This is a genomic window from Chitinophaga sp. 10T418 (assembly GCF_056394125.1).
In genome coordinates this window covers 365,188-381,890 of sequence record NZ_JBFTHG010000001.1, presented here as the reverse complement: position 1 = coordinate 381,890, position 16,703 = coordinate 365,188, and the positions used below count along the sequence as shown (strand labels likewise).

The following is a 16,703-nucleotide window of genomic DNA, read 5'->3' as shown; positions in this document are numbered from 1 at the left end:
CCACGTACACCCAACACGCAATAAACAGAGAACCCAATGGGAAAATATATCCTTTCGCTGGACCAGGGCACCACCAGTTCCCGCGCTATTATTTTTGATCACGATGGCAGCATCAAAGCCGTTGCCCAGAAAGAATTCAAACAAATATTTCCGCAACCGGGATGGGTGGAACACGATGCGATGGAAATATGGACTTCACAAGCCAGTGTAGCCGCAGAAGTCATACTGAAAGCAAGGGTAACCGGTGAAGATATCGCCGCTATTGGTATCACCAATCAACGCGAAACCACCATTGTTTGGGATAAAAAAACCGGCAAACCTATTCATAACGCCATCGTATGGCAGGATCGCCGCACCGCCGCCTATTGCGATTCATTAATCAAAGAAGGGAAAGAACAACTCATAAAAGATAAAACAGGCTTACGCCTGGATGCTTACTTCTCCGGCACCAAAATTAAATGGCTGCTGGACAATATACCCGATGCCCGTAAAAGAGCAGAAAACGGCGAGCTCGCATTTGGTACAGTAGACAGTTGGCTGGTATGGAATTTCTCCAACGGCAAACTCCACATTACCGATGTGAGTAATGCCTCCCGCACATTGTTGTTTAATATCCACGACATGAAATGGGATCCGGAATTATTAGCACTCTTTGATATTCCTGCTGCTATGTTGCCGGAAGTAAAACAATCCAGCGAAGTTTACGGGTACTCAGAAGCCAATCTCACCCCCTATCGTATTCCTATTGCCGGTATTGCCGGAGATCAGCAGGCTGCCCTGTTCGGACAGTTATGCACACAACCCGGCATGATCAAAAATACATATGGTACCGGTTGTTTTATGGTGTTGAATACCGGCGATAAACCCATTCCTTCCAAAAACAACCTGCTTACCACCGTAGCCTGGCAAATCAATGGTAAAACCAGCTATGCACTGGAAGGCAGCATCTTTATCGGCGGCGCCGTAGTACAATGGCTCCGCGATGGACTGGGCATTATCCGCCATTCTGCCGATGTGGAAAAACTGGCTGCCACAGTACCCCACAGCGATGGTGTGTACCTGGTACCTGCATTTGCCGGTTTGGGTGCGCCTTACTGGAATCAACACGCACGTGGCACGATGGTAGGGCTCACCAGGGGCTCTACCGCTGCACACATTGCCCGAGCAGCACTGGATAGTATTGCCTTTCAAACCATGGATGTGCTAAAGGCTATGGAAGCAGATACAGGCATGCCCATCACCGAAATACGCGTAGATGGCGGCGCTACCAAAAATAACCTGCTCATGCAATTCCAGGCAGATATCACCCATCTCCGCGTTGTACGCCCTGTTATTACAGAAACAACTGCGCTGGGAGCTGCTTACCTTGCAGGACTCGCTGTTGGCTACTGGGATAGCATTGAAACCATCGCAAAGCAATGGAAGATAGATGCCACCTTTGATGCTACTATGGAGGACGCTGAAAGCAAAAGATTATGCAGCGACTGGAAACGCGCCATCAGAGCAGCACAAGCCTGGACTGAAGAATAATATTTTTCCACGTTACTTAACATTTTGTTCAACTTATGTCACCTTATTTAGCAGAAGTTTTAGGAACCGCATTTCTCATTGTGCTGGGAGATGGTGTGGTAGCAAGCGTTATACTCAACAAATCAAAAGGCAACCAGGGTGGCTGGATGGTAATCACCATGGGCTGGGCAATGGCCGTATTTATTGGTGTATATGCCACTGGCAAATATAGTGGCGCCCACCTCAATCCGGCTGTTACATTTTCAGAAGCCTTGCAGGGAAAATTCCCCTGGGAAAAAGTACCCGGTTATGTAGCCGCTCAGCTAGCCGGCGCCATGCTGGGCGCCCTGCTGGTATGGCTTTGCTACAAAAAACATTTCGATGAAACACCCGATGCCAATACCAAACTCGGCGTGTTTTGTACCATTCCGGCTATCCGAAACCCTAAATACAACTTCCTCACGGAGTTTCTGGCCACCATGGTATTCATACTGGCCATCTGCTTCATTACCGGCCCTACTGTGGGTATAGGCTCCCTGGATGCGCTACCGGTAGCCTTTGTAGTACTCTCCATTGGCTTATCTCTTGGCGGCCCTACCGGTTACGCTATCAATCCTGCCCGTGACCTGGGCCCCAGAATAATGCACTACCTCCTGCCTATTCCAGGAAAACGTGACAGCGACTGGGGTTACGCCTGGATCCCCATATTGGGACCACTGGCAGGTGCTGCAGCAGCGGCTTTTATTTATAAATACTGCCTGCAATAGTGGTAGTCTGATTATTAAATTTCAGGAGATAATATAAAAGATCAGCGGCTACTGGTAAGCGATGCATTACCTGTAACCGCTGATCTTTTTACATCTTACAAAACATATGATTCTATCTAATTTTCGTTAAAACAAAAACATAACTTTCATTTTTTTCTGAAAGTTTCGTAACTTTGAGAATATTTAATGGTGGTACACCGTTTGCCCATAAGTTGCGGACCACCAGTTAAATACCATCATCGTAATTATAAATTGACGAATTATGATTCAGCCCAACATACCGGACACCAGCCAACCGCGAATCGTTATTGTAGGCGGTGGATTCGGCGGCGTAAATTTGGCCAAACAGCTTAAACACGTACCTGTTCAGGTAGTGTTACTGGACAGAAATAACTATCACCTTTTTCAGCCCCTGCTATACCAGGTATCTACTGCCGGCCTGGAACCAGATAGTATCGCTTTTCCATTACGCGGCATATTCCAGAAACAACAAAACCTGGTTTTCCGCATGGCAGAAGTAACCGGCTTACGTGCAGAAGAAAATATACTGGAAACAGGTATCGGTGAAATACACTACGACTACCTCGTTTTCGCTACCGGTAGCAATACCAACTTCTTTGGTAATAAAGACATAGAAGATAATGCGATTGGTATGAAATCACTGATTGAAGCAGTACAGATCAGGAACTACGTTGTAAAACAATTTGAGGAAAGCCTGCTGCTGCAAAATCCGGAAGAAATCAAACCCAAACTCAATTTTGTGATGGTGGGTGGCGGTCCTACCGGTGTAGAACTGGCAGGTGCTTTTGCGGAATTACGCAAATACATTATGCCCAAAGACTACCCTACCTTGCCTCAGTCGTTAATGAATGTATACCTCATTGAAGCAGGCCCTAAGTTACTCGCTTCCTTCAGCGAAAAAACATCTCAAAAAACGCTGGAAGCCCTGCAGGATATAGGCGTACGTGTAATGACCAATACCGGCGTAAAAGAATATGACGGAAAAACGGTTACCCTCAGCACCGGAGAAGTGATACAAACACAATCTCTCCTTTGGTCTGCCGGCGTAAAAGGCATTCCTGTAAAAGGAATTCCTGCTGATATTATACTTCCCAACGGCCGGGTGATCGTGAATGAACTAAACCAGGTAAAAGGCTTTACCAATGTGTATGCCATCGGCGACATTGCACAAATGACCAACGATCCCCGCTTCCCTAAAGGTTATCCGATGGTAGCACAGGTAGCGATACAGCAAGGTAAAAATGTAGCGAATAACTTACGGCTGTCCCTGAACCACAAACCCATGAAAGGCTTTAACTACAAGGATCTTGGCAGTATGGCCACCATTGGCCGCAACAGAGCCGTAGCCGAATTTGCCGGCATGCGCATGAGCGGCTACCTTGCCTGGATAGCATGGATGATAGTACATCTCATGAGCTTATTGGGATTCAGAAATAAACTGGTAGTATTCATTAACTGGTTTTACCGCTACTTTACTTATGAAAGAGGTACCCGCATCATCATCAAACGCGGTGCTGCCAATATTGTAAAACTAAGACAGAGCATCAACTAATGATATAATAAAAAAGGGAGATGATATAATCATCTCCCTTTTTTAAATTCGCTTTCATTACTATTTTCTGTTCAGAATAGAATTCAATGTGATAGAGGATACCAGCTCATCTGATCTGCCACCCAATGCCCGGTAATACAACAGGATAGTATAATTATTCTCCGTTTCCCAGTAATCACCTTCTGTCAGCTCTGTATTGAATTTCGCATTGGGCTGCGTTTTATCTACCAATCCATAAATGTAATTATAGTAGCCCTGCTTCAGGAAAAGCGTGCCTTCATAAGCACGGCTGGCGCCATTATAAGTCAGCTTGCTGTTTTTATTACATTCGTAGTTGGTGAGCTCCCCGTATATATACATATCGTAGCCTGCATATGGCTCTGGTGCTACAAAGGAGAAATGCACAGACGCATAATCCCCTTCAAAACCAGGATCATAATCATCCAGTGTAGCCAGGTAATATTTGCCATTAATGTCTTTAATAAACTGGTATACTTTATCTGCCCTTTCATGATCAGGCACTGCGAATACATCAGTGCTGTTATTATGATACTCGGATCGCTGCACTCGCTCCGTTTGCAAACGGAAACTGCGTAAATCTATCCACCGGAATTCCTTTCCTGCAGGCACCACACAATCCTGCTCCGCATTATACTTTAATACGTTGCCGTTGATAAACTGAGGCTTGAGGGTAGTCAGTGCATTATCCCAACGATAGTTCTGCAATATCACCACCTTTATCTGATCAAATGGATTCTGAATATTTAAAGAGCCGGTGTTTACTTCGAAATTGATCTTCTGATAAGTACGGAATAGTTTTGGTGCAATTGGACTTTGTATAAAGCCCGATATACCGGCTTTATTTTCCACTACAAACATCCGGCGGGTAAAAGCCAGTTGAGAGGTATCGCTGTCCAGGTAAATCTTCAACAGGTAGTTGCCCGATTTCACCGGATAACTGTTGGTGCCTGGCAGCTGCACGCTGTAGTGAGTATAGCGCGCCAGCGAAACACTGGATAACTTATAGTTCAGTATTCTTGTTTCGGAGAAGCCCCGCATGTAATCAAACTGATTCACTGGTGCCGGCGTCCAATCCGCATTACAAAGCACAAAGGAATAATAATAGTTTTTCACATCATTATCCATATCATCAAAAGATAGTTCCAGCTTCTCCCCGGTGCCAATAGTATACATCGGCATACTAAGCGGATCGCCTGCCTGGCTGAATTTTACAGATCTGATGTTGTTATAGTATACATGGTCCGGAGTAATAGCATCTACCTGTGCTGCTATGTTATTGCTGAACAAACAGGAAGCAATGGCTATTATGAAAAATGCTGCTGTACGCATACGAGGTAATTGATTATTTAAGGTACGACTATTAATGGAAAGCGAAAAGCTGAAGGCAAAAAGCAAAAAGCTATTGTAACGAATGATCCCGGCGAAGATAAAACAATTTAGACCCTGCCATCGCCCGCTACAATAGCTTTTTGCTTTCTGCTTTACGCTTTCCGCTTTTCCCTATATATTTGTTCCATGCGTTTATCATTTTTTATTGCCAGAAGGATTGCTTTCAATAAGGGATCCACTTTTTCCAAGTTCATCATCAATATAGCAGTAGCCGCCACCGCGGTGAGCGTAGCGGTAATGATACTGGCAACAGCATTGGTAAACGGTTTCCAACAAGTGATTCAGGAAAAGATATTCAGCTTCTGGGGCCATATCCATGTCAATGAATACCAACCCAATGCCGGACCACTCACAGAAGAAATTCCTTTCACCGGCAGAAACAGCCTGCTAGACAGTATTAAACTGGCACCTGGCATTAAAACGATCAGTAATTACGCCACCAAGTCTGCTATCATCAAATCAGAAAAGGAAATAGATGGGGTCATTTTTAAAGGGGTAGATAAGGGCTACGACTGGCCACAGCTAAGGCGTTTCCTCCAATCGGGCAACCTCCTGCAGTTTAATGACTCCTCCTATTCACCCGAAATCATGATCTCTGAATACATGGCTACACAGCTACGGCTGAAAGTAAATGACAAAGCCATTATCTATTTTATTCAGGGTGGCGGATTACCTCCCAGAGCCCGCAAGCTAACGGTGACGGGCATATTTAAAACAGGTATAGAAGAATACGATAAAACATATGTAATCGGCGATCTGAACCTGGTTCGTAAAATGAACGACTGGGAACCCACACAGGTAGGCGGTTACGAAATAACGCTCATCGATTACCACAAGATGGATACCACGGCCAGGTATATGGACAGGAACCTGTTATCAGACCAGCTGTTTACCCGCACCGTACGGGATATTTATCCCAACATCTTCGACTGGCTGCAACTACAGAACCAGAACGAATTGATCATCATCATCATCATGACCATAGTGGCCATCATCAACATGATCACCGCCATACTCATCCTCATCCTGGAACGTACCAACATGATAGGCATTGCCAAAGCACTGGGAATGCGCAACTGGAATATCCAACAGGTGTTTGTTTTCCAGGCCGCTTATATCGTGATACTGGGTATCCTGATCGGCGATTTCTTTGGGCTGGGCATCGCTTTCCTCCAACAAAGCACCGGCATATTCAAATTACCGGAAGAGTCGTACTATATGTCGGTAGCAGCCATCTCTATACATTGGGTCGATATCCTGCTGATTAACTTAGGCACCTTCCTGATCTGTACTTTGATATTGCTGCTCCCGTCTTTAATTATCAAGCGCATAACGCCGGTAAAAGCCATACAGTTTAAGTAGTTATTTCCTGCGGGTACTTTTTACATAATCGCGCAGGTAACTGCATTGACCATATACCTGGTGGTAAAAACTGGTTTGCACAAAACTACCTGTCAGTAAAGGGAAATAACGGTTATGTATCAACGCAGAAATGTATTTATCGCTGTCCTCATTTTCAGCGGTATGCTTCTGTGAGCAACGCGCCGCCATAAATGCACACCGGGCCCTGAACTCTTTGTCCGTACTGGCCTGCGCTGCTTTTAAGTAATAGGTTTCTGCTCCATAGCAACCGAAATACTGCTTTTCAAACGGGTCTTTATCACACTTGGTTGTATACCACTGCGTAGAGGGACGGTAATCCTTCACGAAAAACCATGTTCTTCCATAATAAGAGATGCTGAATAACGCAGACGCATAATCGTAATATACTTTGGGCGACACCGGCGCTGTTTTCATTTTTTCCTGCAACTGCACCATGCGATCACAAAACTGTTGCTGTGTAATCCCTTTGGTGTAGCCCAGTTCAGCGGTATCTTGCCCAAAGTCCTGCAGCTGCTCACGAAATACCTGGTAAGAAGTAGCCTGCGCAGCAGCGGGTACTTTTTTAAACCAGTCACGCGCATTGCTGAAATCATGTACCCGCACATAGCTTTCTCCAATGAGCCTGTTCATATTCAGGTACTTGGGGAAGAAGCCCGCCAGGTAAGACTCATACGGAGTCTTCACCGGTTGACGCAGAAAATCATTCAGGCGGATCAGTTCCCCAGACTTCATATCATCACTCACCTGGGATACCGCAGTCTGACCAGAAACAAAATAATCGTTTATCTGTAACGAATCGCAGCGTCCCCTGATCAGTGCTTCTTTCACCACGTCTCCCTGCTGATGATAACGGGGAGCCAGGATGGCAAATAACAGGTTGCGATAGGTTTTCTTAAAAAAGTAAGTTTTGTCCGGCATACTCCACCAGTCATCACGATGATTTTTTTCCGGAGGTGTTTTAGCATCCAGCCATTTAAAAGAAGCCAGCAAACGTGATTCGAAGGCGCTATCTATTGTTTTCTGTTGGTTGATATTTACCAGCAGGTTAACAATTTCCCACTGATCTTTTACTTCCCCCTCCTTTGTTTTCACTTCTTCCAACCGGATCTTTGCAGCCGGATAGTCTTTACGGATATAGGAAATATAGGCAGATGAAACCCGCCACAGATCCATATCTTTTAATTTACCCTTATTCACGAAGCTATCTATCACGGTTTGCAAAGTGCTTAACCGCGTGTTCATTTTCTTTTTCTCTTCCGTAGAGTAGTCATGCATGCTGATTAATCCGACTGACTGTCCTTCGCTCAGATACGGGCTGAAGTATGCATCTTCCAGTTTATTAATTTCCCTGGCCAGCAATATATTTAATGCAGGAGAAGCGGGATCAAAACCGTACACATTGCGCAGGGCGGCAACATCCGGCTCTGAGTTGGCAAACCCGTAAATAGCAGCCACGGTGGCTTTTTCGTGATTGTCTTTACACAACGGATACACCTGGTTATTGCTGGTGTTTGTCCACATTAAGCTGGTAAAACAGGAAGTCCGCAGAGACGGTGCCTTTTCAAATACGCGCGAAAATAAATATGCACTCTGCACAGAATCCTTTAAACGCAATAAGGCACCCGCTTTCAGCGCCAACGCTTTGAAATAGACTAATGAGGAATTATCTTTCCCTTCAAAAAATTTATCGAAAGAAGTAATAGCATCCCTGTAGTCTTTACGGTAATGCTGCAGGCGGATCAACTGAAAAGCATAACGTTCACGGATATCCTTATCCGTGGTTTTATTGTACAACCCTTCGCCTTCTGTATACAGATCTCCCAGCAAACCACTATTTCTGTCGGGCACAGACCACGGGTCAGCGTTGATAACAGCGGGTTCGCAGGTTTTGGCAAATAATAAATAACGGGCAGCTTCCCGGTTTTTATCTTTCAATAAAAACTGTGCAAAAGAATTTTGTTTTACACTATCCGGTAACACATTACTGCCAGTAGCAATCGCCGATAACTGCTCCACCTTATAAGTATAAATACATTCGCGTATATCCTTGGCCGTTACCTTACTGCCAGTATAGTTTTGCCAGTCCCCCACGTTAGCCGTTTCCTCAGAAGGCGTAGGATCACCGTAAAAATGGCTCAGTGAAGTATAATAAAATGGTTCATATCCTCCTCCTTTTGAATAAGGACTATAAAAGGAGATATAATAGTCGTAAGGATCTGGCGAGGGACCACACGATAGGGTGTAGATCACATTACCAAAAAAAACAGCACAAAAGCTAATTAAAAAAACGGATAATTTTTTGTAGTTCATCCAATGGATAATTTTGAAGCGTCAGCGAATCAAGATGATAAAATATAATAACCGGATCTTTTGTGGGTAGCTGTTTTGCCACCATCTTTGCGGAAGATTCCAGTGTTAAAGGATCGATAGTTTCCCGCCGGATAACATTTCCTTTCTTTAATGGATAGCCATTCAGTAGTGTATCCTGTTGTACTGTGTACAGGTGTGGCGGGCCTGGGGCAAAAAGGGCCGCATTTTGCAATTCCGTTTCTCCAACATTCCTTAAGATCCCTGCATACCCGATATCATTACGGAATAAAACACTCCATTCGAAAAGGGGTAACGCAATGTCCAAAGGTAAGGGATATCTGGCAACCCGATGCTCTCCCAGGTAGGACTCCATCACCTCCAGGTCCAGAATAGAATTATGTGCGCCGGGCTTACGGAGGTCGCCCATATTGTAACACATCAGCAGGCCTTTGTCTACCGGTGGAATCCCTGCACGTACCGCATATTTCACCTGGTACATACGGATGGTGGCCGATATACGCCGCTGCTGAAAAAAAGGTGTTTGTTTGATTTGTTTTATAAAAGAGAAATAGGCATCCCGGCTGCGCTCTGTCCAATCGCAATCCAGCTGTATTTCAGGGATATGCACACCTGGCATACGATCGCATAATTCTCCCATCAGTTTTGCTACTTTGCCGGCAAGTGCCGTATCCGGATGCGCCCATACCTCGTTCATCAGGAACACCACCGGCACAATGTCCACATTGGCGGGCAAGGGAGCCGATTGTCTGAAAATAGCTACTGGTACGGGTGCTTTCGTCACCTCGTCTACGTCTACATCAAATAACTTAATGTATAAGCGCTTTGCCGGCAACTGCTGCACATATGCCTGCTCTTTGGCGTTCCCATTCCAGGTTTGTTTCCAGTAATAAAAGGCAGGCATTACTTTTCGCTGTACAGGATGATGACAGGCAGCAGTTAACACAAACAAACTTATAAACAGTATGCGGGGTATCATGATATTTTAAATAAGCAACCTGCCACAGATAATACCTGCTGCCACTGCAGCATTTAATGATTCGGCGCCACCGAGCCGGGGAATGGTGATCCGGTGGGTAGCCAGTCCTATTACTTCTTCCGTTAATCCCCTTCCTTCATTACCAATCAGGATAATACCTTCTTTCATGGCCGGGAAATCGGCGATATTCTTACCATGCAGGGTAGCTGCATAGGAAGAAAGTTTAGTTTGCCGCAACAACTCCTTTATATCGTATTCGGCTATACGTACCCGGATAATACTACCCATGGTAGCTTGTATGGTCTTAGGATTATATACATCCACACAATCCGGGGAGCAAATAATCTGTGGTATACCAAACCAGTCGGCAATGCGAATCAGCGTTCCCATATTACCGGGATCCTGTATGGCCTCCAGCGCCAGCGCCACAGTACCTGCTGCCGGAAGCGGATTGGCCGCTGCAGGCATATCCAGCAAAGCCATTGCCCTGTTGGGTGTGGTGAGTGAAGACAATTGTTTCAGTATTGTTGTATCCACTTCTGTCACTGCGCCCGCAGGTAACCTGTCCAGCAAGGCCGTATGTTGTTCCAGCCAATCGGCTGTTGCAAATACTCCTTTTACGGGCATGCCCGCCTGTAGCAGCTCCTGCACGATCTTGTCACCCTCTGCCACATACTGGCTGGATTTTTGCCTGTTTTTTTTGTGCTGTAATGATTGAATATATTTAATTTGCGCCTTTGACAACATGGGGCCAAACCTACACGATTTCTTTTAATCAGCCAAGAAGAGGCATGGTTTCCGGTTCGTCAGGAATGGCTTTAAAAATTACTAATAACGTTTTCGCCCGTGATGCAACTGCTTCCCAAATCCAGAATTTTACTGCTGAAACAATTGCTGCTATTAGCTGTAATATTCACGTTGGCGGCATGTTCCAATACCAAATACCTTCAAAAGAATCAAACATTATATACCAGCAGTAAAGTAGATGTACAGGGAGAAGTACTCAACTCCGAAAAACAGGATCTCCGCAGCTCCCTCTCTTCGAAATCGCTGATGACACAGCAACCCAACAAAAAATTACTGACCACCCGCATAAAAGTCTGGCTCTATAACCAGAAGTATAACGAGCAAAAATCAAACTGGTTCTGGAACCTGGTCCTGTCAAAACGGAACCTCGAAGAACCCGTAGTATATGATTCCACCAAATCCAAAGAGTCGGTGGAACGCATGAGCAGCTACCTCCACAACCAGGGCTTCTTTTATGCTACCGTAAACTATGAGGCTAAAACCAAACGTAAAAAAACCAGTGTTACCTACCAGGTAAATACCGGCAAAAACTTCGTCATAGATAAAATTACCTACGTTATACCCGATACTGCGATTTTAAACATTGTAAAAGCCAATGAACAATTATCACTGGTACAGAAAGGCGTAGTATTTAAATCGGCTACCCTTGGCAGCGAAAGGGAAAGGTTAACACGGCTGATCAAAGATGCCGGCTACTATCAGTTTAACCGCGATGCGATAGAATACAGTGTCGACACACTCAATAAGGCACTGTTTCGCAATACCCTCAACCCTTTTGAAGGATTTGTAAATATCTTCAACGAAAACAAAGGACGGGATAAACTGACCATGGACGTGGAAATCCATATCAAAAATCCGGAAGATAGTATCGCCACCTGGCAACAATATCATATCGGTAAGATTTATGCCTACCCCGATTTTTCACTGAATGGCAATCCAAACGACAGCACCCTGAAACATGATAACCGCAAGTACATTAACATTCGTTATCATCAGGAGATACTGAGGCCCAAAATTCTTTCTAAATCTATATTACTAAGACCGGGAGAAACTTATTCCCTGCAACAGTATACCAATACGGTCAATAAATTATACGACATCGGTATCTGGCAATTTGTTACGCTCCAGTACAAAGAGCGGAAAGATACTGTTAAAACACTGGATGCCTACGTGTTCCTGACACCACGCCGCAAACAGGAGCTGGGACTCAGCTTTGAGTTAAGTAACAGTTCCGACTATACGCTGGGATCCGGTATCACCCTGAACTACCGCCACATCAATCTGAATAATACAGCTACCCAGCTGGGTATGGCCCTGAATACCGGTATTGAACTGATACGTCAGAAATCCGGATGGGACCTGCAATCCAAACAGTTTGGCGGAGAGATAGGCCTTACCTGGCCACGTTTTGCGCTTCCATTTAATATCAAACAATCCGCCAAGTCCAATGTAAAAACCCGGTTAACACTGGGCGCCAATTACCTGTCACGTGTAGAAAAGTTTGATGTCACCAGTATCAATGCCTCATACGGCTATGATTGGAACGAGTCATTGTATAAGCGCTGGATCATCCGGCCCATCACCCTGAACTATGTGGGAGTAAGCCTGGATCCTATATTCCGCGACAGTGTGGTCAATAAGAATCCTTACCTGAGGCGTAGTTTTGAACCGGCACTGATCGGTGGAGAAAGTGTTTCTTATATCTATAGCAACCAGGACTTGCTCCATCAGCGCCACTACAGCTACTTCCGGATAAATATAGAAGAATCCGGGCTTTGGCTGAGCGGCATCAACAGCCTGATGAACAGTGTCAGCGGACATAAAACCAACCTGGAAACACTGACCAATGTTAATATTTCCAATTTTGTAAAGATAGAAGCAGATTACCGTCACTATTGGAAACTGGGGCTGCACAGCGGTCTTGCTACCCGGGCTTATGCCGGTATAGGCATCCCTTATAGTTATTCACAGGTGTTGCCTTATGTAAGACAGTTTACTTCCGGTGGCCCCAACAGTATCCGCGCCTGGCGCTTACGCTCACTGGGCCCTGGCTCCTACAAGGATGACTCTCCCAGCTCACAAACATTCCCTGATCAAACAGGTGATATGAAGCTGGAAGGCAATATGGAATACCGTTTCGATCTGTTAAGAATGTTTGGAGGTACTATCAACCTCAAAGGAGCTACCTTCCTGGACATGGGTAATATCTGGATGGTCCGGAGTGATCCCTCCAGACCCGGCTCCGAATTCCAGTTCAACCAGTTATATCATGATCTGGCGATAGGAACCGGCGCGGGTCTGCGCTTGGATTTCTCCTTCTTCCTCATCCGTTTGGATTGGGGTATCCCAGTGAAAGTACCTTACTTTACCGGCAATAAAAACGGTTGGTATCTGAGCCAATGGGATTTGAAAGACGGTAGATGGAGACGTGATAATATTATCTGGAATATTGCTATTGGTTATCCGTTTTAGGAACGGTGTTGGCAGCAATGAAATCAGCCATGTCAGTAGCATCCGACAATTTGAAATTACCGATACGTGTTCTGCAAAGACTGCTCAGATAAGCACCACAACCCAGTGTAGCACCATAGTCATTCGCCAGTGAACGTATATACGTGCCCGTGCTGCACACCACCCTGAAATGTATTTCCGGTAAGTCAATTTTGGTGATCTCAAATTCCGAAATAGTTAATTTACGTGGTTCCACTTTTACATCTACCCCTTTCCTGGCCAGCAGATAGATAGGCTTACCATTTTGTTTGATGGCAGAGTGAATCGGAGGTAACTGCATAATTTCCCCGATAAAAGGCTGAGTGGCAGCCAGTATAGCGGCTTCATCAAGATGACTGATGTCTTTGAAATTTTCAGGCTCGGATTCTTTGTCAAAAGTGGGCGTGGTAGCTCCTAATGTGAAAGTGCCGGTATATTCCTTCTCCTGGGCCTGGTATTCATTAATTTTCTTTGTCATTTTCCCGGTGCAGCAAATCAGCAGTCCGGTAGCCAATGGGTCCAGCGTGCCGGCGTGACCTATTTTTGCTTTGGTGGTATTTCTTATCTTACGCACTACATCGAAGGAAGTCCATGTTAATGGCTTGTTGATCAGTATCACGGCTCCTTCCTGGTAATTAATATTTTCGTTCGTTTGCATGGCGCAAAGATAATAAATAGCTTTTAGCCATTAGCTTTTAGCTTTTAGCCAATGCAGCGGAGAGTAACGTATAATGGCCTTCGCCGCATTGGCTAAAAGCTAATAGCTAAAAGCTAATGGCTTTTTATTAAATTCACGCAATTTTCAAATACATGGCACTAGAACATCATTTAGACGCAACACTACGGCATAAGCAACAGGTCGACAATTCGCGTGACTACGTACTGCCATTCATACAGCAGGAATTTCCGAAACTGGAAGGCCTGCGGGTAATGGAAGTAGGATGTGGAGAAGGCGGGGTGCTGATCCCGTTCCTGGAAAAGGGCTGCAATTGTGTGGGCGTGGATCTTGCACCTGACCGTATCGAACTGGCTAAAAGTTTCCTTCAACAATACCTGGATGGCGGACAATTAAAGCTGATCGCCAAAAACATCTATGATCTTGACTTCCTGGGAGAATTCCAGCATTCTTTTGATGTAATTATTTTGAAAGATGCCATCGAACACATTCCTGACCAGGAAAAAATCATCGGGCATCTGAAGCAATTACTCACCCCCCAGGGGCAGGTTTATTTTGGGTTTCCACCTTGGTATATGCCACATGGAGGCCATCAGCAGATTTGCGCCAACAAGTTCCTCAGCATGGTGCCTTATATTCACTTGCTGCCAAGACCTTTGTACAAAGGAGTATTGCGGCTGTTTGGTGAAGGAGATGATGTAGTGGTGGATCTGATGGATGTGAAGTCAACCGGTATTTCTATTGAACGCTTTGAGCGCATCGTAAAACGTCAGCACTATAAAATTACCCAACGCAGATTCTATCTGATCAATCCCATCTATAAATATAAATTCGGTGTAAGCGCAAGAGTGCAGTGGAAGCCCATTGCAGCCATTCCTTTCTTCAGGAATTTTGTGACTACCTGCATGTATTATATGATTAAACCGGAATAGCTTTTTAGCTATTAGCCATTAGCTTTTAGCTTTTAGCTTTTAGCAAAATGCAGCGGAGATAAACATATATTATGTTCTCCGCTGCATTTTGCTAAAAGCTAAAAGCTAATGGCTAATAGCTGTTCCGTTCCATATTTCCCACGAAGCTTCTGCCTGCAGGATCAGCATTTCATGTCCATTTTTAGTGGTAGCGCCTTGTGCAGCTCCTTTTTGTAAAAAGGCGGTTTCTGCGGGGTTATACACCAGGTCATACAACAGGTGCCTGGAGGTAAGGTATTGATAAGGTATTTCAGGAAACGTATCTACTTTGGGATACATGCCTAAAGGAGTAGTATTGACAATAACAGTATGTGCTGCAACGGTTGCCTGGTCCAGTGCGTCATAAGATATCGCTCCGTTAACCGGCTGACGGCTTACTACGGTGTAGGTAATACCCAGTTGCTCCAGTGCATACATAATCGCTTTGGCGGCGCCACCGGTACCCAGCACCAGGGCGCTGGTATGGTGGGATTGCAGTAATGGCTGCAATGATTTTGTAAACCCGATTACATCTGTATTATACCCTGTTTTCTTCCCGTCTTTAAAATGAATGCAGTTAACGGCGCCTATTTGTGCAGCCGCTTTGCTGAGTTCATCCAGGAAAGGGATGACTACTTCTTTGTAGGGAATGGTAACATTTAATCCGTTGAGCTGCGGATGTTGCTCCAACAGTGTGCTGAATTCGGAGATACCGGGTATCGGGAAGTTTTCATACTGGCAGCCAGTGATCTGTTCCTTTTCAAATTTTTCTTTAAAGAACCCTTTTGAAAAAGAGTGGCTAAGCGGATAGCCAATAAGTCCGTAAATCTTCATGAAGCCAATAATTGAAAATTACGACATACGAATTACGGATTTGTAGGGAGATAGTGTACGCAGCATAGCTACTCACTTCTATCTTCTCACAAATCCGTCATTCGTAATTTGAGATTCGTAATTATTAAAAAACTATTCTCTATCTAAAAACAGGTTAAACGTATCTCCTCTTAAGCCAATACGCATAGCTTCCAGGGAAATAACTTCATTAGGCGCCAGGTTACCCAGGTTGGCATTACATCCTACGAGTTCGAGGAAGTAAAGCTGTTGGGCTTTTTGTGGCGCTTCCCAGATAATTTTTTCAGCGGGTATCTGTGTCAGGATTTCCTGTACCAGACCTTCGCGTACTTCACCGCTACCGCGATAAATACCAACGTTACCGCTTTCCCGGGCTTCGGCGATCACATAAGTGGCGCCGGCTGCCAGTTCAGCGCTCATCAGCTCAATCCATTTATAGGGTGGGATGATGTGTTCCGCATCTTTAGATCCTACTTCACTCAATACCAACCCGATTTTAGCGAGTTTCTCAATATAACCGCATTTTTCAGCATGCGGGATAGTGATAGAACCATCAGAAACTTCCATGTAGCTGATGCCGTAATCCTTTACTACCTTAATGTACTCCTCAAACTGGTTGCGGATCACAAAGGCTTCAAACAGGGTTCCGCCAAAGTATACAGGAATGTTTGCTGCCTGGTAAAGTTCAATTTTTGCGCGCAGGTTGGGCGTAACATACGCAGTGCCAAAACCCAGTTTCAGGATATCAATATGAGGACCTGCTGCCGATAAAAAATTTCGTGCTTCTTCCAAACTAAGGCCCTTATCCATTACCATGGTTAAGCCATGTGTACGGGGCTTCTTTGTCCTTTCCGGGATTTGTGTCAGATTAAAATTCATTTGAAATATTTTTATCTTCTTATTGGTCAGTAAAACACATACTAATTTTCGCCAGGCACTTCGGGATAGCGTAGATGCAATTTTAGTAACCGGAAATACT

The 16,703-nt window shown here is 44.9% G+C and carries 13 protein-coding genes; 6 read left to right on the top strand and 7 right to left on the bottom strand.

Annotated elements, in window-relative coordinates; all coding sequences use genetic code 11:
• Positions 1-36 precede the first annotated feature (36 nt).
• The 3 genes from glpK to AC1DCV_RS01555 all read left to right on the top strand — a co-directional run bounded on the left by glpK (position 37) and on the right by AC1DCV_RS01555 (position 3,849).
• The gene (glpK, locus tag AC1DCV_RS01565; RefSeq protein WP_477021533.1) at positions 37-1,530 is read left to right on the top strand and encodes a glycerol kinase GlpK; all 1,494 of its coding nucleotides are present in this window, start codon (positions 37-39) and stop codon (positions 1,528-1,530) included.
• A gap of 35 nt (positions 1,531-1,565) precedes the next feature.
• Positions 1,566-2,276, top strand: coding sequence for an MIP/aquaporin family protein (locus AC1DCV_RS01560; RefSeq protein ID WP_477021532.1), 711 nt, complete (start codon positions 1,566-1,568; stop codon positions 2,274-2,276).
• Between the two features lie 262 nt (positions 2,277-2,538).
• Positions 2,539-3,849, top strand: coding sequence for an NAD(P)/FAD-dependent oxidoreductase (locus tag AC1DCV_RS01555; RefSeq protein ID WP_477021531.1), 1,311 nt, complete (start codon positions 2,539-2,541; stop codon positions 3,847-3,849).
• Between the two features lie 60 nt (positions 3,850-3,909).
• Here AC1DCV_RS01555 and AC1DCV_RS01550 read toward each other — a convergent pair whose 3' ends face one another.
• Positions 3,910-5,199 carry a type IX secretion system plug protein gene (locus AC1DCV_RS01550; protein WP_477021530.1) on the bottom strand — a complete coding sequence of 430 codons (1,290 nt, stop codon included), beginning with the start codon at positions 5,197-5,199 and terminating at the stop codon, positions 3,910-3,912.
• Positions 5,200-5,385: 186 nt separating this feature from the next.
• Here AC1DCV_RS01550 and AC1DCV_RS01545 point away from each other — a divergent pair, with 186 nt between their 5' ends.
• Positions 5,386-6,621: an ABC transporter permease gene (locus AC1DCV_RS01545; protein ID WP_477021529.1), complete on the top strand. Its 1,236-nt coding sequence runs from the start codon at positions 5,386-5,388 to the stop codon at positions 6,619-6,621.
• Here the strand turns inward: AC1DCV_RS01545 and AC1DCV_RS01540 are convergent, their stop codons facing one another.
• From AC1DCV_RS01540 to AC1DCV_RS01530, 3 genes are read right to left on the bottom strand one after another with little or no spacing between them, the layout of a single operon-like run.
• The gene (locus AC1DCV_RS01540) at positions 6,622-8,952 is read right to left on the bottom strand and encodes a hypothetical protein (protein WP_477021528.1); all 2,331 of its coding nucleotides are present in this window, start codon (positions 8,950-8,952) and stop codon (positions 6,622-6,624) included.
• On the bottom strand, positions 8,918-9,949 hold the full coding sequence (locus AC1DCV_RS01535) for a hypothetical protein (protein WP_477021527.1): 1,032 nt from the start codon (positions 9,947-9,949) through the stop codon (positions 8,918-8,920). Before AC1DCV_RS01535 ends, AC1DCV_RS01540 begins: the two co-directional genes overlap by 35 nt.
• 6 nt (positions 9,950-9,955) lie before the next feature.
• The gene (locus AC1DCV_RS01530) at positions 9,956-10,696 is read right to left on the bottom strand and encodes a TrmH family RNA methyltransferase (protein ID WP_477021526.1); all 741 of its coding nucleotides are present in this window, start codon (positions 10,694-10,696) and stop codon (positions 9,956-9,958) included.
• A 102-nt stretch (positions 10,697-10,798) separates the two neighbouring features.
• Between AC1DCV_RS01530 and tamL the strand changes: the two genes are divergently transcribed.
• Entirely contained in the window at positions 10,799-13,228 is a 2,430-nt protein-coding gene (tamL, locus tag AC1DCV_RS01525; RefSeq protein WP_477022070.1) for a translocation and assembly module lipoprotein TamL, read from the top strand.
• Here the strand turns inward: tamL and truB are convergent.
• The gene (truB, locus tag AC1DCV_RS01520; RefSeq protein WP_477021525.1) at positions 13,209-13,904 is read right to left on the bottom strand and encodes a tRNA pseudouridine(55) synthase TruB; all 696 of its coding nucleotides are present in this window, start codon (positions 13,902-13,904) and stop codon (positions 13,209-13,211) included. The genes tamL and truB overlap by 20 nt on opposite strands.
• Positions 13,905-14,056: 152 nt before the next feature.
• Here truB and AC1DCV_RS01515 point away from each other — a divergent pair, with 152 nt between their 5' ends.
• Entirely contained in the window at positions 14,057-14,854 is a 798-nt protein-coding gene (locus tag AC1DCV_RS01515) for a class I SAM-dependent methyltransferase (protein ID WP_477021524.1), read from the top strand.
• Between the two features lie 105 nt (positions 14,855-14,959).
• On the opposite strand, the gene AC1DCV_RS01510 is transcribed toward AC1DCV_RS01515, so the two are convergent.
• On the bottom strand, positions 14,960-15,706 hold the full coding sequence (locus AC1DCV_RS01510; RefSeq protein WP_477021523.1) for a shikimate dehydrogenase family protein: 747 nt from the start codon (positions 15,704-15,706) through the stop codon (positions 14,960-14,962).
• Between the two features lie 132 nt (positions 15,707-15,838).
• Positions 15,839-16,603 carry a phosphosulfolactate synthase gene (locus AC1DCV_RS01505; protein WP_441572568.1) on the bottom strand — a complete coding sequence of 255 codons (765 nt, stop codon included), beginning with the start codon at positions 16,601-16,603 and terminating at the stop codon, positions 15,839-15,841.
• Between the last annotated feature and the right edge of the window lie 100 nt (positions 16,604-16,703).